This is a genomic window from Treponema parvum (assembly GCF_017893965.1).
In the GTDB taxonomy this organism is placed as follows: domain Bacteria; phylum Spirochaetota; class Spirochaetia; order Treponematales; family Treponemataceae; genus Treponema_D; species Treponema_D parvum.
On sequence record NZ_CP054142.1, the window covers coordinates 507,833 to 527,149 of the forward strand.

The 19,317-nt window shown below is 44.3% G+C and carries 17 protein-coding genes; 7 read left to right on the forward strand and 10 right to left on the reverse strand.

What is annotated here, in order from left to right; translation table 11 throughout:
- Window positions 1-90 precede the first annotated feature (90 nt).
- The 7 genes from pth to HRQ91_RS02435 all read right to left on the reverse strand — a co-directional run bounded on the left by pth (window position 91) and on the right by HRQ91_RS02435 (window position 8,999).
- Window positions 91-939, reverse strand: a complete 849-nt coding sequence (pth, locus tag HRQ91_RS02405) for an aminoacyl-tRNA hydrolase (RefSeq protein ID WP_210120092.1) — start codon at window positions 937-939, stop codon at window positions 91-93.
- A 171-nt stretch (window positions 940-1,110) separates the two neighbouring features.
- Window positions 1,111-3,237 (reverse strand): heavy metal translocating P-type ATPase, encoded by a 2,127-nt coding sequence (locus tag HRQ91_RS02410; RefSeq protein WP_210120093.1) that lies wholly within the window; start codon window positions 3,235-3,237, stop codon window positions 1,111-1,113.
- A 24-nt stretch (window positions 3,238-3,261) separates the two neighbouring features.
- Window positions 3,262-3,552, reverse strand: a complete 291-nt coding sequence (locus HRQ91_RS02415) for an ArsR/SmtB family transcription factor (RefSeq protein ID WP_210120094.1) — start codon at window positions 3,550-3,552, stop codon at window positions 3,262-3,264.
- 402 nt (window positions 3,553-3,954) lie between these two features.
- The gene (locus HRQ91_RS02420) at window positions 3,955-5,022 is read right to left on the reverse strand and encodes a DUF4340 domain-containing protein (RefSeq protein ID WP_210120095.1); all 1,068 of its coding nucleotides are present in this window, start codon (window positions 5,020-5,022) and stop codon (window positions 3,955-3,957) included.
- Complete coding sequence (locus tag HRQ91_RS02425; RefSeq protein ID WP_210120096.1) at window positions 5,000-7,096, reverse strand: GldG family protein; 2,097 nt, start codon at window positions 7,094-7,096, stop codon at window positions 5,000-5,002. The genes HRQ91_RS02420 and HRQ91_RS02425 overlap by 23 nt, the downstream gene beginning before the upstream one ends.
- Before the next feature lie 9 nt (window positions 7,097-7,105).
- On the reverse strand, window positions 7,106-7,945 hold the full coding sequence (locus HRQ91_RS02430; protein WP_210120097.1) for an ABC transporter permease subunit: 840 nt from the start codon (window positions 7,943-7,945) through the stop codon (window positions 7,106-7,108).
- A gap of 1 nt (window position 7,946) precedes the next feature.
- Complete coding sequence (locus tag HRQ91_RS02435; RefSeq protein ID WP_210120098.1) at window positions 7,947-8,999, reverse strand: ABC transporter ATP-binding protein; 1,053 nt, start codon at window positions 8,997-8,999, stop codon at window positions 7,947-7,949.
- A gap of 378 nt (window positions 9,000-9,377) precedes the next feature.
- On the opposite strand from HRQ91_RS02435, the gene HRQ91_RS02440 reads away from it, so the two are divergent.
- The 5 genes from HRQ91_RS02440 (at window position 9,378) to HRQ91_RS02460 (ending at window position 13,194) form a co-directional block, all read left to right on the forward strand.
- Window positions 9,378-10,280 (forward strand): Fic family protein, encoded by a 903-nt coding sequence (locus tag HRQ91_RS02440; RefSeq protein ID WP_210120099.1) that lies wholly within the window; start codon window positions 9,378-9,380, stop codon window positions 10,278-10,280.
- Between the two features lie 216 nt (window positions 10,281-10,496).
- Window positions 10,497-10,865, forward strand: a complete 369-nt coding sequence (locus tag HRQ91_RS02445; protein ID WP_210120100.1) for an MliC family protein — start codon at window positions 10,497-10,499, stop codon at window positions 10,863-10,865.
- A 169-nt stretch (window positions 10,866-11,034) separates the two neighbouring features.
- Window positions 11,035-11,439, forward strand: coding sequence for a rhodanese-like domain-containing protein (locus HRQ91_RS02450; protein ID WP_210120101.1), 405 nt, complete (start codon window positions 11,035-11,037; stop codon window positions 11,437-11,439).
- 158 nt (window positions 11,440-11,597) lie between these two features.
- Window positions 11,598-12,011: a bacteriohemerythrin gene (locus tag HRQ91_RS02455; protein ID WP_210120102.1), complete on the forward strand. Its 414-nt coding sequence runs from the start codon at window positions 11,598-11,600 to the stop codon at window positions 12,009-12,011.
- A gap of 109 nt (window positions 12,012-12,120) precedes the next feature.
- Entirely contained in the window at window positions 12,121-13,194 is a 1,074-nt protein-coding gene (locus HRQ91_RS02460) for an endo alpha-1,4 polygalactosaminidase (RefSeq protein WP_210120103.1), read from the forward strand.
- A gap of 142 nt (window positions 13,195-13,336) precedes the next feature.
- Here HRQ91_RS02460 and HRQ91_RS02465 read toward each other — a convergent pair whose 3' ends face one another.
- A complete protein-coding gene (locus tag HRQ91_RS02465) occupies window positions 13,337-14,152 on the reverse strand; it encodes an NYN domain-containing protein (RefSeq protein ID WP_210120104.1) in 816 nt (271 codons plus the stop codon).
- Between the two features lie 248 nt (window positions 14,153-14,400).
- Here HRQ91_RS02465 and groL point away from each other — a divergent pair, with 248 nt between their 5' ends.
- Window positions 14,401-16,032 (forward strand): chaperonin GroEL, encoded by a 1,632-nt coding sequence (gene groL, locus HRQ91_RS02470; protein ID WP_210120105.1) that lies wholly within the window; start codon window positions 14,401-14,403, stop codon window positions 16,030-16,032.
- Between the two features lie 231 nt (window positions 16,033-16,263).
- Here groL and HRQ91_RS02475 read toward each other — a convergent pair whose 3' ends face one another.
- Both HRQ91_RS02475 and HRQ91_RS02480 read right to left on the reverse strand, forming a co-directional pair.
- Window positions 16,264-16,914: an HAD family hydrolase gene (locus HRQ91_RS02475; RefSeq protein WP_210120106.1), complete on the reverse strand. Its 651-nt coding sequence runs from the start codon at window positions 16,912-16,914 to the stop codon at window positions 16,264-16,266.
- Between the two features lie 68 nt (window positions 16,915-16,982).
- Window positions 16,983-17,768, reverse strand: coding sequence for a class I SAM-dependent methyltransferase (locus HRQ91_RS02480; protein ID WP_210120107.1), 786 nt, complete (start codon window positions 17,766-17,768; stop codon window positions 16,983-16,985).
- 254 nt (window positions 17,769-18,022) lie between these two features.
- Between HRQ91_RS02480 and dgoD the strand changes: the two genes are divergently transcribed.
- A complete protein-coding gene (dgoD, locus tag HRQ91_RS02485) occupies window positions 18,023-19,171 on the forward strand; it encodes a galactonate dehydratase (RefSeq protein WP_210120108.1) in 1,149 nt (382 codons plus the stop codon).
- Window positions 19,172-19,317: the final 146 nt, after the last annotated feature.

A 19,317-nucleotide genomic window follows, 5' to 3' on the forward strand; every position in this document is an offset into this window, starting at 1 on the left:
ATTCTGAATTATAGCTCAAATTAGCGCACGTTCCTGCCGCCTTTTTTAAATATGCGCGTTTACAAAAAAATATGCCGAATTTGCGCGCTTTTATTCACACGCCTTTGCGGCGGCTTTTAAATCTTCCGTCGCCAATTTGCGTTTTCCCCACTCCGGAATTAGCCGCTTGGGATCGGACGAAAAAAGTATTTTTACAAAAAGTTCTGCTGTCTGTAAAAATATTTGCGAAAGGAGAATTTGCTCGTCCGAAGTAAAGCGGCCTAAAACATAATCGGCGACGCCGCCGTATGAAGGCTTGCTTATGCCTATTCTGAGCCGCCAAAAGTCCGCCGTGCCGAGCGTCGTTTTTATTGAACGAAGCCCGTTGTGTCCGCCCAGCCCTCCGCTCCATTTTAAACTTACAAAGCCCAAAGAAAGTTCGATTTCGTCGTGAACGATAAGGATTTGTTCGGGTTTTATTTTTAGAAAATGCGCGGCTTCCGCGACGCTCTGCCCCGAAAGGTTCATGTAGGTTTCGGGCTTTAGAAAATAGAATTTATCGCCTATGGAAGAAGGAAGGTTTAAGGTTTGAAACTTTGATCCGGCGGAACCGGCAGAAAAACTTTCCTGTGCGCCGGCGAGACTTTCTGGCGCGCCGGCAGAACTTGCGGCGGCGGGCCTCATGCCGACCGAATTTACGACTGCCGGAGTTGCGGGCGCAGATGCTGTGCCGGAACCGGCGCTTTTTGCAGCCGGAACGGTGTTTGCGATAAGATTTGAATCTTCAATCCAGCTTTTAAAGGAAAGCGTGTCAATTGAAGCGAAGTTTCCTTTGAATTTGTTTTTCCAGTTTATTTTCGCGGAAAACGGCAGAGATTGTTCGAACAGCCACGCCGCGTTGTGGCGTGTTTTTTCATATTCTTTACCGCAGTTTCCGAGAAAAACGACGAGCGATATCATGGAGAGGATTATATCATAAACGGTCGCATTTGAAAAATACGGCCGTTTTTGAGGGGCAGGGGACACTAGGCAATCGCGCGGCGTTGCCTCCGGCGGAAACAGCCGTCCGCTGCGGCGAATTGCCGTGAGCGCGAAGTTTTCCGCGCTCACGGCAGTACGCGGCAGGAAAATCTACAGCAGTCTCAGAGCATTTAAAACCGCGAGGAAGGTTACTCCTACGTCGCCGAAAACCGCGGCCCACATGTTTGCAAGACCTATAGCCCCGAATATCATGACGGCAAATTTTACCGCCAACGAAAAGACGATGTTTTGCCTAACGATCCGCACCGTGCGTTTCGCCGTGTGAATTCCCTGCACAAGTTTTAAAAGATCGCCGTTTAGAATTACCACGTCGGCAGCTTCGACAGCGGCGTCCGATCCGATCTTCCCCATGGCAACCCCGACGTCCGCTCTCGCCAACACAGGAGCGTCGTTTATTCCGTCTCCTATGTACATGACGGTTTCATTTTTCGCCTTATTTTCCGCTAGAATTTTTTCCAGAATCGAAACCTTGTCTTCGGGCAGAAGTTCCGCATAAACTTTATCTATGCCGAGCTTTGCCGCAATATCTTCTGCGGTTTCCTTTCTGTCGCCTGTGAGCATACAGATGTGCTTTACTCCTGCTTTTTTAAGAGCCTTTACGGACTGTTCGGATTCTTCTTTTACTTCGTCCGAAATCACAATGTGTCCGGCATATCGGTTGTCCACCGCTACGTGTATGACCGTTCCGCTGTCGTGTTCGGGACACGGAGAAAATCCTTCTACGTTGCGGCTTTCTATCAGTTTTAAATTTCCTACGAGAATTTCCTGATTTTCTATGGTAACGCAGAGTCCTTGGCCGCTGATCTCTTTTGTGTTTTTGAGTTCAACGTGTCCGCAGAGTTCGCAGTGATGAGCCTGCTGCAAGGATTTTGATATGGGATGGATCGAAAAATATTCGGCGTGGGTTGCAAGCGCGATAAGTTCTTCTTCCGAAAGTTTTAATTTTTTATCCGGATGGATTGCGCTTACTGCAAAGGTTCCCTTTGTTAAAGTTCCGGTCTTGTCGAACACTGCTGTTTTGGCTTTTGCGAGGGATTCAAGATAGTTGCTTCCCTTTACAAGGATTCCGTTCCGTGAGCATGCGCCGATGCCTCCGAAAAAGCTAAGCGGTACCGAAATCACAAGCGCGCACGGGCACGAGACTACCAAGAACACAAGAGCTCGCGCCACCCATTGGGTAAAACTTGTATGAGTTACCAACGGAGGAATAACGGATATGAGTACGGCGGCTATACAGACCGCGGGTGTGTAAAAGCGTGCAAATTTTGTTATAAACCTTTCCGACCCCGCTTTGTTTTGTACAGCGTGTTCTACGAGTTTCAGTATTCGGGCAACGGCGGAATCCGAATAGATTTTTTTTACGGTTATTTCGATCACGCCCTGCATGTTTATAAACCCTGCAAGCACATCGTCTCCTTCAACGATTTCTCGCGGAACGGACTCTCCCGTCTGTGCTGAAGTGTCTACGAAGGAATTTCCTTTTCGTATGATTCCGTCAAGAGGAATTCTTTCTCCGGGTCTTACGATAATTGTTTCTCCTACGGCTACGTCTTCAGGAGAAACGGAAATCTCTTGGGAATTGCGCAGTACCGTCGCCGTGTCGGGGCGAAGGTTCATCAATTCCTTGATTGAATTTTTTGATTTGTCGACGGCGTAATCCTGAAAATATTCGCCTATCTGGTAAAAAAGCATTACCGCTACGGCTTCGGGATATTCGCCTAAAAGCAAGGCGCCGACGGATGCAATCGCCATGAGAAATTGTTCATCAAAAACTTTGCCGCGCAGAATATTTTTTACGGCGCTTTTTAGTACTGGAAGGCCTACAATGATATATGAAACAAAATAAAGCGCCAAAAAGATTAAAGAAAAGGCGTTTGCTCCGAAAAACTCGAGCGGAGTATTTGTCGAAAGTCGCTTTATGAAAGGAATATTCGACGTCGTAAGCGCAACGATAAAGATCGCAAGCGCGGCGATTATTTTTTTTAAAGACATTTCATCGCCGTCATGGCAACAGCACCCGTGTTCTTTGTGATCGTCATGGCAGCAGCACCCATGCTCTAGGTGTTCTCTGTGCTCGTCATGATCGCCGCAGCAAGAGTCTCTGTGATGATGAGCGCAACACTTATGCCCGCTTTGTTTTTCTGCGTGATCGTTCGAAACATGATCACTAGGCTGTTTTTCATTTTGAATTTCGTCGTTCCTATTGTATTCGTCCATGTTTTTATCATGCCTCCCTAGCCGTTAATCTTTTTCGCAAAGATGCGCCATTCCCATGTTTAGAATTTTTTCAACGTGCTCGTCGTCCAGCGAATAGATGAGAGATTTTCCGTCTCTGTTGTATTTTACAAGTTTGTTCGCTTTTAAAATTCTAAGCTGATGGCTTATGGCGGATTGAGTCATTTTAAGATTATCCGCGATGTCGTTTACGGGCGAAGCGGATGCCAAAAGCGAAAATAGAATTTTTATGCGTGTGGAATCGCCGAAAATTTTAAACAATTCCGCGAGGTCGAAAAGTAAGTCTTCATCCGGCATTTTACGTTTTACACTCCTTGTGCAATTAGGGGATGTCTCAAAAGTTTGTTACTTTTTCGCCATCTCCGACGAGTTTAAAATTAAGTCCTTATATTACAATGACTTAATTTTAAACGTCGCAATCAAAATCAAGGAAACTGTCCAAAGACTGAAGTTTTTGGAAGCCCCTTTTTCTTAACAATAAATGTAAATATGAACATCTGTTCATATTTATTATAATATAACCCGTAAACCGATCTGTCAATAATAAATATTTTTTTCAAACGCTTGTTACTTTTTTTAACGAGCCGGTAAACAAAATTCTGCCCGTTAAAGATCGCGGCGAAGGGGTAAGCATAGGCGTTTTATACGCAGCGAGGCCCTGCCGTAAAGGTTTTACAAGGTCTCGCTGCGATATAAATCTTATTTTTTAAATTCTTCGGGATCTTTTTGAAATTTATTCGCCGTGTATTTTGACACGGTAAAAGAGTATGGAGTTTCAGACGAAGTTCCTATGTATTCGGCTTCATCGCCTTCGCCCGTTCGGTACACGGTGACGGTAATTTCTTTTCCAGCAACAAAAATTGTCGTTGTCGTTCCTTTAACGTCCGGCAAGGCCGCGTTTTCACTGCGCCAATCTTGTACGTTCAAAGAGGAAAGCGTATTTATCCATGTATTTATTTTTTCGCCGTCTATTTCCGAATCGCTTATACCTGAGCCGCTAAAGCGCCAAGAAGTTTGTTTTTCCGCCGTAACGGCGTCTTTGTCCTGCGCCTTATCCGATGAAGAATCTTTTATCTTTTCTACGCTCCAGCCGATTTTATTGTCTGCAATCCCTTCGGAACGTCTTTGGGAACCGATCGCGCCGGAATTCGGCTTGCCGCCGGCTTCACCGCCCGCCGCATTGTCGGTTCCTTTATAGCCTGAAAAAACCGTCACTTTGTCTATGTCGTCGGATGAAAAACTGAAAACCTGCTTGCTTCGAAGATCGTCAACCGTCTTCTCAAAAGTATTTTTAAGCGCCCCTGAAACAAGGTAAATATCCTTGCCCGAGTCGATCTTTACATACGTTTGCGAACCGGTAGAAGACTCTTTGCCGACCGTGATTGTTCGTAAAATCTTTCCTTTTGCGCCCGAAGCCGTAACGGTAAGAGCTTTTTCGCTTTCAAGGCCGTATCGCTCAAGAGAGGCTTCGGAATCGGAATGCGAGACTGTGTCCAATATTTTTACGGTTTTTACAGCCTTATCGATACTATCCGAAAAAGATTCGTTCGCTTTGTAATTTTTGCTTCCTACGAGCCATTCGTCGCCGCTTCTTGTAAGAACTACGTCAATATCGTTACCTTTTATCGCATAAACCGCCGCTTCTTCTTTTAAAGAAAGAACTTTGACGGAATTTCGGCCCAAAACAAAAAGCTGTATTGCATATATGCAGAGTAAAATACCTATCGCCGCAAGAAGAACGGACTTACGCATTTTTAATTTTGTCATTTTCGGCATCTCCTTTTTTAGATTTTGAAACAGTCCTTGTGTCGTCCGGATCGTAACGGTTTCGGATCGCATTGCGGCGTGCGGAACGTTTTTGCCAGACCAAAAGCCCTGCCAGCGCGATCAGAACGGCAAGCCCGAATTGGTTAAAGTATTTTGCCGCCGCTACGGCTTTTTTATTGGTTATGTTCAGGACGTTCAGAGAAAGCCCCTTTGTCCGCATAGTGCAAAGTTCTTCGTTGCCGTTCATGTAATCGATCGAGTTTTTTACAAACATGGCTACGGGTTCCGTACCGTTTTCATCTATAAGTTGGGGCGTAAGCATAGCCGACGAACCTGAAATAAAGATTTTTCCGCCTTGAATGCTCTTTGCCAGATGTCCTTTTGCGGAAATTTCCGTTTCGGCGCTTGCCGACTGATCGTCGGGGTTTACTTCCGCATCAAATGCGCTCTTGAATTTACCTTCAAGAAGAACTGCAAGGTTTTCGGCTTTTTCAACGGATTTATCCGAAGGAGGATATATGCTCATGGGATTCAAATCGATGCGATCCTTCATGAGCCATGATTTCGGGGACGATTTTGCAAGATAAGTGATTTTTACATCCTTGTTTTTTTCTGCCTCCGTTACGTCTATGGAACCGTTTTGAAGGAAGATAACGTAGCCTAAATTTTTCGTAATAGGATGGTTTGCAAAATTTTCTTTTTGCAGAAGCGGCGCGAAGTACAGATTTATTTTTCCGTAACCCGGTTGATTCTGCTGGGTATAGCAGTTTTCATCGAGTATATAGTCATGGCCGGTCTTTATACCGTAAGAATCGAAAAGTTTGGACAATCCCGTTTCAATGGGCAGATAGACCGGCTGCTGGCCGTAAGACGATATGTTGTTGAACGGATCCAAAAAGAACATGACGTTCCCGCCGCGCATTATGAACTGATCGAGCTTATAAAGTTCCGCATCGGAAAACTTCGACTTCGGCCCGTTTACGAGGACGGCGCTTATGTTTACGGGAATATCCTCGTAAGAAAGGTTTATTTCTTTAAACGTGTACATTTCGGAAACTATGCCGCTTAAAAGGCCCGCTCCCGTTTGACTGTCGTCAAGAGAAGCTTCTTCGTGGCCGGTTATGTAGCCTATTTCCATAGATTTTGAAACAAGACTTTGCAGTCCCGCGGAAAGAGAGTCTTCGAGAGTGTCCAGGCCTATAAGAGCGTACCCGAAAAGCGAACGCTGCATGCTGAGCGGAATAAGTCTGAAAGAATCTCCGTGTTCAAGCACGAGACCCAAAACGCCTGTCCCTCTGTTTCCGTCTTGGGTTTGCCAGTTTATCGACTGTATTCCGTAGCGTTCAATGATCGGCTCGACTTCAGCCGCTTTAGGGGAAATTTTTTCAAAATCAATTCTGTTTTGATTTCTGCGGTTAAAGGCGTCGAAGGCGGTTTTTACGCTTTGGTCAAGCTGGTCAAAGCCTCCTATCCTAAAGTCCCCCAATTCCTGAGAAACATACAGCTTTAATTTTATTTTGTCGTCTTTGGGAAGGAGAGCCAAAGAGTCGGCCGTAGCGATCATTTTTGAAACGGCGGTCGTAAGTTTATATTCAAAACCGTCGCTTGAAGTAAGGGAATCTATGGTTTTTATGGCGTCCGCATAGATTATCGCGACGCCCATCCACGCCTGTTTAAAACCCACTTCGTTATTTGCGATTTCGCGGATTTGCACCTGATGCAATCCGTAGCCCGAAGCAAGGGCTTGGCTTTCCTCTTTGTCCATATCGTGTATGCGATAGCTGAAATTACCGTTTGCGGCGTTTTTATATTCTACAAGGATGTCGCTCACGTATTGTTCGACCGAATTATAGGGAGCGGGCAGGTTGGAAGAAAAGAACACTTGAACGCTCAGCGGCTCGTTAAGAGTTTTTACCAGCTGCCGGCTTGCATTTGACAGAGAATAAGATTTAGGTTCGGTCAAGTCTATGCGAATAAATGCGCGCGAGGCAACAAGATTTGCAAGCACAAGCACTATGACAAAAAGCGCAAAATCGCTTGCCGGAGATTTTATCCATTTAATAAATTTTTTCATTTTTTCACCTTACCTTCTGCCGTTCTTTGAAGCTTTTACGGTCATACCCACAAAAAGCGCCGTAATGGAAATAAAATACAGCAGGTCGCGAGTATCTATTATTCCTCGTGCAACGGAGTTAAAATGCGTGTTTGCGGAAAAGAACGAAAGAAAATTTACGGCCGGCGCCGGAAGGATAACCAAAAATACGGTTATCATCGAAAATAAAATGCATATTGCAAAGGCCGCAAAAAACGCAATTATCTGATTCTTCGTTAGAGATGATGCAAATATTCCGACCGCAGAAAATGCGGCGCATAAAAACAAAGCGCCCAAATATCCGCCTATTATAGGACCCATGTCGGGCGAACCGAAAATGCACGCCGTTATCACGTAAAAAATCGAAGGCGCCAGCATCGCAGCCGAAGCTAAAAAGGCCGCAAGGAATTTTCCCATAACTACGTCAAAGTCTGTGACAGGCAGCGTAAGCAATGTTTCAAGGCTCCCGCTGCGTTTTTCTTCGCTGAAAAGCCGCATCGTCAAAGCCGGTATGAAAAATGAGAACATTACGGGCAGAATGGCAAAAAAATCACGCAATTCCGCTCTGCGCGCAATAAAAAAAGTTGAAAAAAATATAAAACCCGAAAAGACTAGGAAAAGTCCCGTCACTATATAAGCTACGGGGCTTGTAAAATAGGAATAAAGTTCCCGCTTCATGATGATTGCCGCCGCCGAATTTTTAAGTTTCGCAGCGCTTTTTGATTTTTCATGTTTTGCAGGCTGTTTAGCGCCGGCAGATTGCGCGGTTCCGTCGGCCTGCTTAGAATTCTTATGATATTTGTTGTTTTTTATATTTTCAGAAAGATCCATCTTATACCCCCTCTCCGGAATTTTTTATCGCCGCCGTATCGGATTTTTTTCGCCGTTTTGTTTCCGTTCCCGTGTTTTTTGTTTTGTGATCGGCCGTTTCGCCTGAATTATCCGAAGTCGTAAGCGTTTTAAATACGTCTTCAAGACTGTTATACTGGGGCGTCATTTCATACAGGATCCATTTATTTTTTACGCAAATTTCGAAAATTTCAGAGCGAATTTCTTTGCCGCCCGAAACGGAAACGAGGGTGGAAACTGTTTTATTTCCTTCGATCTCGCTCTGTCCTTCTTGTTGCAAAACGGTAATTCCCGCAACCCCCGAAAGCGATCCGCAGGCTTTTACAAATTCGTTTTCCGTGCTTTTGCCTACCGTAATTTTTATATTAAGGGAATGCCCGTATCTTTCCCTGAGTTCCGTCGCAGGACTGTCCGCGACAAGCTGCCCTTGAGAAATAATGATTATACGATTGCATATCATTTCCACTTCGCTCAGTATGTGGGTGGAAATTATGACTGTTCTTGTCTTTCCTATTTCTTTAATGAGTTTTCTTACGTCTCCGATCTGGTTCGGATCAAGTCCGCTTGTCGGTTCGTCCAAGATCAAAATTTCAGGATCGTTCATAAGAGCGTGAGCAAGGCCGACTCTTTGTCTGTACCCGCGGGAAAGCTCGTTTATGTTTTTATGCATTACTTCTTTAAGTCCGCAGATGTCGCACAGGGCGGGAACTTTTTTATCGGCGTCCGCGCCTTGAATTTCCGCCACATAGCGAAGATAGTCTTCCGTGATCATATCGCCGTAAAGCGGAGCCGCTTCAGGCATGTAGCCTATTTTACGCTTCGCCCGTACCGGATCTTCTCTTATGTCCTTTCCGTCAATCTTTATGGAACCTGAACTCATTTCCAAAAATCCGGTTATCATGCGCATTGTCGTAGTTTTTCCCGCTCCGTTGGGCCCTAAAAGTCCTACTATTTCGCCTGTAGGAATTGAAAAACTTACGTCGTTTACGGCGCAAAAATCTCCGAAAATTCGGGAAACATGCGAAACTTCTATCATAAATTTCCCCCAATTTAAATAATTCAGTTTATAAACTATAAATATATTAATAAAAACTACGTTACGGCAATATCAAAATATTTTTAATCACGGGCGTATTTTTAGCTTTACAGCGCGTTCCGATCCGAAAATGAAAAATTCCTTAAGCCGCCTGAGCTCACACGCAGCACCTCTCGCCGCATTTGCACCGATTGGAGAGGCGCGGTGTCAGTTGCCGCTGCTTGCGTTTGTTCCGTGTTTACTCGGTTGCCATTCATGACGGTACTTGCATATCGCTGGTTTCGGAAATTATCGAAAGCAATATCGGCAATATATAACAGTGATTTAAGATGTAAACATGCCTTTGTATTTTGCCGATAACGCGATATAATCTTTCCTATGAGCAGGATTGAATATATTTCAGTAAAAGAAGCCTCTGAAAAATGGCGGATCAGCGAACGCAGCGTTAGAAACTATTGTGCTCAGGGCAGAGTGGAAGGCGCCCTTTTGGAAGGTAAAACTTGGAAGATTCCTTTTTCAGCAGAAAAGCCCGGCCGCAAGCCTCGCCACTGTCCTCAGGAAGACACTCTTTTATCATTCCTAAAACGTGAAAAAGACGCCGGTCTTAAAGGCGGAATCTATCATAAAATTCAGATTGATCTTACCTATAACTCAAATCACATCGAAGGTTCAAAACTTTCTCATGATCAGACCCGCTTCATATTTGAAACAAAAACCTTAAGCATTACTGATGAAGCGGTCAAGGTCGATGACATTGTAGAAACGGTAAATCATTTCCGTTGTATAGATCTTGCTATCGAAGGCGAGCACACAAAGCTTTCGGAAAGCTTCATAAAGCAGTTTCATTATATCTTAAAAACAGGAACTACAGACAGCCTGAAATCCTGGTTCAGAGTAGGCGACTATAAGATGATGGAAAATGAAGTAGGAGGAAGTGAAACCGCAAAACCTGCCGAAGTTGCAGCGGCAATGAAAGCCTTGCTTACGGAATATAATTCAAAACCGAAAATCACTCTTGATGACATTCTGGATTTTCATGTCCGCTTTGAATCGATTCATCCTTTTCAGGACGGCAACGGACGCATAGGTCGTTTGATACTATTCAAGGAATGTCTTAAGCACAACATTGTTCCGTTCATAATAACCGAAGAACTTAAAATATTTTATTACAGAGGTCTCAAAAACTGGAAAGACGAACGCGGCTATTTAAGAGACACCTGCCTTACCGGTCAGGATTCTATGAAAGTTGATCTGGATTACTTCGGAGTGAAATATGAGTGAATACTTAAAGCTCTGCAAACCCCAAAATCCCTTAAGCCGCCTGAGCTCACACGCAGCACTCCGTACCGCATTGGCGCCGGTCGTAGAGGCGCGCTGTCAGTTGCCGCTGCTTGCGTTTGGCCCGTGTTTACTCGGTTGCCTTGTGCCGAGAACGGGAACTTTACTTAAACGGCCGTATAAAGTAAACTCCGAATATATTTAACTTACGAGGGTTGTATGAAAAAAACAGTTTACGCATTTGTCTTATCGCTTTCCGTCTTATTTTTATTCGTTTCGTGTAAGAGCACAAAAGAGAGTTCGGATCTTTCCGTCATAGTTACGGGAAGCGAAGAATATGTTTCAGCTTCCGGCAAAAAACTTTCTGTGAAGTTTTACTCACTTTCCGACCAGAGCCTTGATTTTATAAAGGTGCAAGACGCCGAAGGGAATAAATTTACATGTGCGCATGTGATTTCAGCCAGCGGGGCGCGCTATTCAAATGAAATTTCGCATGAATTTTGGTTTAAAGGCGACTCTTTGTCGGTATTTGTTTCAGACGGCAACGGTTCTTGGAATAACGGCGAAGACTATTCGGCAAAAAAATAAAGCCGCGTTCACAGTAAATTTTACGAAAAACCGTCGAGATAACGGAAATCTCGCGGCGGATTTATATTATCTCTCATATCGAACAGTCTATCTTTAAATAGCTTCGGTGAAACTCACGCGATATTTGACAAGATGTGCGCGATCTTGGAAAATACGGCAGAGGAAAATTATGAATAAACGAAATATAGGAATTATTATTTTTGCGGGAGCTGCGATGCTTTTTTCATGTACCGCCAAGGCGGACGAAAAAAAGGCTGTAAGTCAATTCAAATCGATTACGATGGATGAAGCTGCAAAACTCATGGATACAAAAAACGATTTTATACTTGTTGACGTCCGCCGTCCCGAAGAATACAAAGAAGGACACATTCCCGGCGCGGTGCTCCTTACAAACGAAACCATTACCGAAAAGACAGCCGAACAGGTTATCAAAGATAAGAACCAAAAAGTCCTTGTTTATTGCCGCAGCGGACGAAGAAGCCTGGACGCCGCCAAAAAACTTTCGGCGATGGGGTACACAAACATCATCGAGATCGGCGGTATTATGAGCTGGAAGGGTAAAATAGAAAAGTAGCTTGTCAGAACAAGCGCACCGTAACTGTACTGCGTGGGAAAACTTCCTGCAATAAAAGAAAAAAGACGAAACGCGGCTCAGCGCCGACCGACGCCTATGCTGACTCTGGATCTTTTTCTCTTTTTATGTACAATAGCCTTTGTAAAAAAGGTATTATAATGAATGATTTTATTACGTGGGATCCTTCCTTTGACGTAGGGATTGAAATAGTAGACAAACAGCATAGACATTTGGTGCATTTAACCAATATGTTGTATAACGCGTGCTTGGGAGAAAAAGACGGACTGGATGAAGCGTTTCGGGGAGTTATGAAAGAGCTCGTCGACTATGTTATGATTCATTTTAGAGATGAAGAGCGCTTGATGAAAGGCATAAAGTATCCCAAGTTTTCGGAACACAAGCAAAGGCACGAATCCTTCGTCAAAGAAATATTGACGTCCGTAAACGCCTATACGCAAGGAAAACAGTTTGTTCCGAATAATTTTGTGCGTTTTTTGCGCGATTGGCTTTTTGACCACATACTGATAACCGACAAAGAAATGGCAAAATACTATTTTTCGCTTAAAAAATAAGAAAAAGGACTGTGATCAAATACGGCGGCTCGGAAACTCTGCCCGACGTGAGCGCCGGTAAGTCTTTTTGTCTGCGCGGTATGCGTTCTTTTTATTTCGGAGATACATCATGCATAAATTTTATCTGCGGTTTGTCGCCGTTGCCTTATCGATCTTTTGCTTTGCGGCGAGCCCCTGCGTGACGGCCGGCTACGGAAAAGCTTCCGTAACCGAAGTTACGGATTATCGCAAGGCTATGCGTTCCTTTGTAATGAATATTGCCGGCTACGCGAGGGGTTTTGATAAAGACTTTATTGTCATCCCGCAGAACGCCCAGGAAGTTGCATGGAATGCAGACGGCGAAACCGACGAATACGGAATTCCGCTTACGAGCCCTGACGCTGCGTATTTTTCTGTAATAAACGGAACAGGAAGGGAAGACACCTTTTTCGGATATCCCAAGGCGGGATCGGTCACAAAACCTGAAATATGCACGTATTTTACCCGATTATGCGACGCTTATCTTAAAAGCGGACTTTGCGTTCTTTCTATCGATTACACAAAATCAAAAGCGAATATAAAAAAATCTTATTCGGAAAATTCCTCAAAGTCCTATATAGGATTTGCGGCTCCCAACCGCATGCTCGACATTATACCCGAAAACAGCGGTTACGACTCGCATTATTATCCCTATATGAAAAACTCTGCCGACGTAAAAAAGCTCTCTGACGCAAAAAATTTTTTGTACGTAATAGGAATGAAAAGCAAAAATACCGACGGTTCGGATCTTGTTGCGGAACTTGCAAAGACCGATTACGACTTGATCATTATGGACGCTTTTGTAAACGGCACGGAAGTAACATTCGGAAAAGATCGGATTGAATCGCTTAAAAAAAAGGCCTGCGGCGGCGACAGGCTCGTTATAGCTTATATGAGCATAGGCGAAGCGGAAGACTACAGATGGTACTGGGCTGAGTCGTGGACTAAAAAAAACAAGGCGCTGCCTTCCGCGCCTGAATGGCTTTGCGGTGAAAATCCCGAATGGCGCGGAAATTACAAGGTAAGATATTGGGATGAGGAATGGCAAAAAATAATCTTCGGAACCGATAATTCTTACACGAAAAAGATAATCGACGCGGGGTTCGACGGCGTTTATTTGGATATCATCGACGCCTATGAATACTTTGAGGAAAAGACGGATTAAAGCATAAGGGCGCCTCAAAAAATCCGCTTTCAGCGATTTTTTTTTGAGATTTCAGCATTTTGCCGTACAAGTTTCGGGGCAGGATCGGACTTTATGGAAGTGATCGGGCGTTGCGGGCCGTAAGGTTTTTATGCGGAAGTTTTTACACTGTTTTAGGGCGGTAAAGTATCGTCATTCCGCGGTTATTTGCGCCTGCCACCTTTGTTATTTCAAAATCATCTTTAAGATATTCAATCAGGTCCGAAAGTTTTCTAAAGCCGAAGTCGCGCGTGTCAAACCCGGGATCCATGCGTTTAAAAAGAGAGCCTGCGGCGGATACGTTCGCCCAGCCGTTATCGTCGGCATATTTTTCATACGCATTGCTTAAAAGTCTGTAGATTTGCCGAAACTGACGGTCGGACATCCTGTTCGTCCTGTTTTTGGCGTCCTGCTTGGCTGTCTCCGCTTGAGAGGCTCTTTTCTGGAGGTTTTCTTCTTGGCGGCTTACAGGCGTTTCCGTCGCCGTTTCAGGTTCTTCGGTAAGGTTTTCTATGTATATAAAGTCGTCGCAGGCCTTTATAAAAGATACGGGAGTCTTTTTTTGTCCTACTCCGAATACGAATTCCTGCGATTCCCGAAGCCTTGAAGCGAGCTTTGTAAAATCGCTGTCGGAAGACACAAGAACGAATGCGTCGTATTTTTCGGTATAGAGCAAGTCCATTGCGTCTATTATCATTGCCGAATCGGAAGAATTTTTTCCTTTTGTATAAGAAAATTGCTGTATCGGCAGGATCGCGTTTTCATTTAAAACGTCTTTCCAGTGTTTTAAGTGCGCAGAAGAAAAATCTCCATAGGCCCGCTTGGTTATTATGTGTCCGTGCACGGCTATTTCTTGAAGAATTGCGGCGAGTTTGTTGTAAGGAGTGTTGTCCGCGTCAATAAGCACGGCGATTTTTTTTTGCCCTTCGATATCTATCATATTTTATTATTATATCATTTTATGAAAGGAATTTCTATCGGCTTTTTGAAAGATGAAATTTTAACGGGAAATTTTGCGCGGCTTTTGCTTTATTCTCATGCGCTTTTGACGGCGGTATGCATTAAAAATTGCATGGAAAAAATCTTTAAAAAATTATTGCCTATTATCTTTAATTTTTATATCTTTAATGGTATCGATTATAGATGTCCGAAAAATCGGAATGTTCATATTAAATTAGGAGTTTTGAAATGGCAAAACAGTTATTGTTTAACGAAGATGCTCGTAAAAAGCTGCTTTCAGGTGCGGAACAGATCGCAGAGGCGGTAAAGGTTACCCTCGGCCCATGCGGACGTATGGTAATGCTGGACAAAAAATACGGCGCGCCGACTATCACAAAAGACGGCGTTACGGTTGCTAAAGACATCGAGCTTAAAGATCCGTATGAAAATATGGGAGCTCAATTTGTAAAAGAAGTAGCCTCAAAGACAAACGACGATGCCGGCGACGGTACGACGACGGCGACGGTCCTTTCATATGCCTTGGTTCGCGAAGGTTTAAAAGCGGTTGCCGCAGGAATGCAGCCTATCGGTGTAAAGCGCGGTATGGACAAGGCTGTAAAACTTGCCGTTGAAGAAATACGCAAGAATTCAAAACCCGTCAAGAGCGAAGCCGACGTAACTAATATTGCGACGATTTCTGCAAACAATGATCCTGAGATCGGAAAACTGCTCGCCGACGCAATCCAGAAAGTAGGAAAAGACGGCGTTATCACTGTTGAAGAAGCAAAAAACATGGAGATGACCGTAGATACGGTTGAAGGTATGCAGTTTGACCGCGGATACATCTCTTCGTATTTTGTTACAGACCGAGAGTCTATGGAAGCGGCTTATGAAGACGCCTATGTTTTGATTTATGACAAGAAGATTTCAACGATGAAAGACTTGTTGCCGCTTCTTGAAAAAATTGCGAATGCCGGCCGTGCTCTGGTCATTATTGCCGAAGATGTCGACGGAGAAGCTCTTACGACCTTGGTTTTGAATACTATCCGCGGAACGATCAAATGCTGTGCGGTAAAAGCTCCGGGCTTCGGCGATCGCAGAAAGGACATGCTGCAGGATATCGCTATTTTGACTGGCGGACAGGTTATTTCCGACGAAGTCGGCCTTAAACTTGAAACAGCGGATATTTCCATGCTCGGCCAGGCAAAATCCGTAAAGATCGACAAAGATAATACCACGATCGTAGGCGGTGCAGGCGAAAAGAAAAAGATTTCCGACCGTGTTGAAGAGATAAAACATGCCATTGAGAAGACGACTTCCAGCTATGATAAAGAGCAGCTGCAAAAGCGTCTTGCAAAACTTTCAGGCGGCGTTGCCGTTATCAATGTCGGCGCGGACACTGAAACTGAAATGAAAGAAAAGAAGTTCCGCGTAGAAGACACCATTGCGGCTACACGGGCGGCTCTGGAAGAAGGTGTAGTTGCAGGCGGCGGTATTGCGCTTATCGAAGCTTCCAAAGCTTTAAACAAAATCCCCGAAGAACTTACCGAAGACGAAAAGGTCGGTTTTAAGATCGTAAAACGCGCTCTTGAAGAACCTATCCGCCAGATAGCTGACAATGCCGGTTGGGACGGAGCCGTTATTGCCGACCGTGCAAAGTCCGAAAAGAAGGGAGTAGGGTTCAACGCCTATACCGGCGAATGGGTCAACATGATGGACGCAGGTATAATCGATCCTGCAAAGGTTGCCTGTTCGGCTTTGAAAAACGCTTCTTCCATTGCGGGCACCATGCTCACGACGGAATGCGCCGTAACGGATATTCCAGAGCCTCCGGCGCCGGCTCCGGCTGCACCCGCAGGTGGAATGGGCGGAATGTACTAAACTTCCGCTAAAATTGCATAGTGCAATTTTAGCGCTGTTTGCGCGTTTTGTGCAAAGATAATAGGCGATGAAGATAGAACCCCGGCAATTTGTCGGGGTTTTTTTACGGCCGGTAAGCTCGGGAATCTGCCGGAGGCTCAAAAAAACGCCTGCTATGCCGCTAGGGCAAACGCTATTTGCAGATGAGGCGCGCAGAATGTCCGCCTTTTTATCGCTGTTACCGCTTCAAATTTACTGTTCCAGAACGCTGTAAAATTTTTCCAAGGTAAGCTCGGTAAAATCGTTTATTACCAAGTCGGCGTAAGCTGAGATTTCGTTTTTCGGGTTTGTGGTTGCAAGTCCTATAACACGCATGCCCGCGGCGCGTCCGGATTTAAGTCCGTTAAAGGAATCTTCAAAGACGACACAGTTTTTTTCAATCGTGTCGAATACTCTGGCTCCGAGCAAATACGGATCCGGAGCCGGTTTGCTTTTCTTAAACTGCTCGGCGGTAAGAATTTTGTTAAAAAGAGATTTTATTTCAGGCTGTGCTTTATAGACGGCCTGCATTTTTATTAAATTCGAACTGGTTACTACGGCCGTTTTTATGCCGCGGGATCTTAGTTCTTCGATAAAATTTTTTGCTCCCGAAATAAATTCCATTTTCATATTTCTTTCAAATTCTTCAAGTTCGGCGCTTATTTTTTTTCGATCGTTTTCTCGGTCGGGAAAAAAGGTTTCATAAATGTATTTTAACGAAGTTCCCTTTATTTGATTTGCGATGTTTTCATTATTCAGATAAGTTTTGCCTATATTTTTCCAAAAAAGCGAATATTGCGATTCCGTGTCGAGTACTACGCCGTCAAGATCAAAAAGAGCTGCGGTAGGTTTTGTTTTGTCCATATATAAAAATATATCAGATTTAATGATTTATTGCAGCGGCATAAAAGATACGTGTGCAAAAGATACGGTTATTTTCTTGCGACAATAACCATAGTCCTCGCTTTTTGATCGTAAGGAGAAAAATCAAAATCGCCGTAAATTTCCGCGCTTTTAAAACCTGCCGCCGTCATCATGCGCTTTAATTCGACAGCGGAATAAAGTCGCTGCACAAATTCGTGTTCGATTCTTGCGCCCGTGCAGTTGTCGATCAATATCCACTTTGAGAGGAGTCCTTCCCACGCGCCTGTTACGGAAAATTCGGTCAGAACGGTCTTTCCCGCTCTTTCAAACCATTCACCTTCGGTAAAATAAAGTATGGCGGTTTCCCTGCTTGTACATTCCAAAATAAACCAGCCGTCGTCTTTTACCGCATCGCAGATGTGTTTCAGAATCTTCATATCGTCTTCGATGGATTCGCAGTATCCGAACGAAGTATACAAACTGACCGCCGCGTCGAATTTTTTTTCAGACTTATATGTGCGAAGGTCGGCTTTTATGAGTTCTATATTTACGTTTTCCGCTTCTGCGGTCTCCGAGGCTGCATCCAGTTCCGACTGTATGAGATCCACGCCCGTTACGGAAATTCCTTTAAGCGCCAGCTCTATCGCTATGCGTCCCGGGCCGCAGCCCGCATCCAAAACGCTGCTTCCTCTGCCCAAACCTGCAATCTTGCATACGCTGTCGGCAACCGTAGGCGCTTCAGCCCATCTTTGCGCATCGAACATTATGGGAGCGAAATTGTTCCAAAAATCTTCGTTTTCAAACCATTCTTTTTTTCTTCCGTTCGGAGATAAAACCTGTATGTCTGCGTTCATTTTCCATCCTTAAAATATTCTGTAAAATAAAGTATAGCACATATTCGTGTTTTGTTTGGATTGTTTGTAAAATTAAGCACAATATTGAATTGCATTTAAATAAAAAATAAAACTTGACAGGTTGGAAATTAGTTTTACATTATAGGGGTATTGCAGAGCCTGTGTTAAAAAACGGCCGTGTATGTGCAGCGGTCAGCGTTGGTATTCCGTTGTTATGTGTAATTGATTTTTGTCACATAAAAAAGGGGGTAATTGTGAAAATTACGAAATTGAACCTTTATATCGTGCCTCCGAGATGGCTGTTCTTGGAAGTTGAAACGGATGAAGGCATCTGTGGATGGGGAGAGCCTGTAATTGAAGGACGCGCCGATGTTGTAAAAGCTGCTGTTGAAGATTTCAGCCGTTATCTTATTGGAAAAGATCCCTCTAAAATTGAAGATTTATGGCAGACAATGTATCGTACGGGTTTTTACCGCGGCGGCCCCGAAGTAATGAGCGCCATTGCAGGTATTGACCAGGCTTTATGGGATATAAAAGGAAAAAATCTCGGAGTTCCGGTTTATGAACTTCTCGGCGGCTTATGCCGCGACAAATTGCGTGTGTACAGCTGGGTCGGCGGAGATCGTCCCGATGATTTGGAAAAGGGTGTAAGGGCGTTGTGGGACAGCGGCTGCACAGCCGTAAAGATGAACGCAACTGAAGAAATGCATTACATTGACAGCTTCGAAAAAGTGGAAGCCGTCTGCAAGCGCGTTGAAGCCATTCGTAATACTATGGGAAGTAAAATGGATATAGCTGTTGATTTTCACGGCCGTGTTCATAAATCCATGGCTAAAGTTTTGGCGCATGAACTTGAACCGTATCATCTTATGTTCATTGAAGAACCCGTCCTTCCGCAGAATAATGAAGCTCTTCGCGAAATTGCAAATCATACTTCTACGCCTATTGCGACGGGTGAACGTATGTTCAGCCGTTGGGACTTCAAGAATTTGTTTGAAGACGGTTATGCGGATATAATCCAGCCCGATCTTTCTCATGCGGGCGGAATCAGTGAAGTTAAAAAAATCGCCTCAATGGCTGAGGCTTATGATATGTCCGTGGCGCCGCACTGTCCCCTTGGGCCTATCGCTCTTGCAGCTTGTGTTCAGCTCGATGCGTGTACTCCGAATGTATGCATTCAGGAACAAAGCCTAGGCATACATTATAACAAAGGAGCCGATTTGCTTGACTACCTTAAAGATCCTGAAGTATTCAAGTTTAAAGACGGCTATATTTCAATACCTGCGTCTCCGGGGCTCGGTATTGAAGTAAATAAAGAAAAAGTATTGGAAGCCGCTGAAATCGGTCATCGCTGGAAAAATCCGATATGGCGCAACTATGACGGAACTGTCGCGGAATGGTGACGGAAACGGAGGTACGATAAAAAGCGCTGTCTGAAATATCGCCGTCGGCTAAAGTCCGGAGACAAAAAACGCCGAAGCGTTTTTTTTTAATGTAATTACCAAAAGAATTGTTGACAACAGGCGGTGTTTCGGTTTAGCCTTTATAT

What these genes read in the sequence shown, in the direction of transcription:
- HRQ91_RS02445 (WP_210120100.1), top strand. Translation starts at nt 10,497, where the DNA reads ATGAAAAAAACAGTTTACGCATTTGTCTTATCGCTTTCCGTCTTATTT.
- HRQ91_RS02465 (WP_210120104.1), bottom strand. Translation starts at nt 14,152, where the DNA reads ATGATAGATATCGAAGGGCAAAAAAAAATCGCCGTGCTTATTGACGCG.
- HRQ91_RS02410 (WP_210120093.1), bottom strand. Translation starts at nt 3,237, where the DNA reads ATGGACGAATACAATAGGAACGACGAAATTCAAAATGAAAAACAGCCT.
- groL (WP_210120105.1), top strand. Translation starts at nt 14,401, where the DNA reads ATGGCAAAACAGTTATTGTTTAACGAAGATGCTCGTAAAAAGCTGCTT.
- HRQ91_RS02450 (WP_210120101.1), top strand. Translation starts at nt 11,035, where the DNA reads ATGAATAAACGAAATATAGGAATTATTATTTTTGCGGGAGCTGCGATG.
- HRQ91_RS02435 (WP_210120098.1), bottom strand. Translation starts at nt 8,999, where the DNA reads ATGATAGAAGTTTCGCATGTTTCCCGAATTTTCGGAGATTTTTGCGCC.
- HRQ91_RS02430 (WP_210120097.1), bottom strand. Translation starts at nt 7,945, where the DNA reads ATGGATCTTTCTGAAAATATAAAAAACAACAAATATCATAAGAATTCT.
- HRQ91_RS02420 (WP_210120095.1), bottom strand. Translation starts at nt 5,022, where the DNA reads ATGACAAAATTAAAAATGCGTAAGTCCGTTCTTCTTGCGGCGATAGGT.
- HRQ91_RS02475 (WP_210120106.1), bottom strand. Translation starts at nt 16,914, where the DNA reads ATGGACAAAACAAAACCTACCGCAGCTCTTTTTGATCTTGACGGCGTA.
- HRQ91_RS02425 (WP_210120096.1), bottom strand. Translation starts at nt 7,096, where the DNA reads ATGAAAAAATTTATTAAATGGATAAAATCTCCGGCAAGCGATTTTGCG.
- HRQ91_RS02480 (WP_210120107.1), bottom strand. Translation starts at nt 17,768, where the DNA reads ATGAACGCAGACATACAGGTTTTATCTCCGAACGGAAGAAAAAAAGAA.
- HRQ91_RS02455 (WP_210120102.1), top strand. Translation starts at nt 11,598, where the DNA reads ATGAATGATTTTATTACGTGGGATCCTTCCTTTGACGTAGGGATTGAA.
- pth (WP_210120092.1), bottom strand. Translation starts at nt 939, where the DNA reads ATGATATCGCTCGTCGTTTTTCTCGGAAACTGCGGTAAAGAATATGAA.
- HRQ91_RS02440 (WP_210120099.1), top strand. Translation starts at nt 9,378, where the DNA reads ATGAGCAGGATTGAATATATTTCAGTAAAAGAAGCCTCTGAAAAATGG.
- HRQ91_RS02460 (WP_210120103.1), top strand. Translation starts at nt 12,121, where the DNA reads ATGCATAAATTTTATCTGCGGTTTGTCGCCGTTGCCTTATCGATCTTT.
- HRQ91_RS02415 (WP_210120094.1), bottom strand. Translation starts at nt 3,552, where the DNA reads ATGCCGGATGAAGACTTACTTTTCGACCTCGCGGAATTGTTTAAAATT.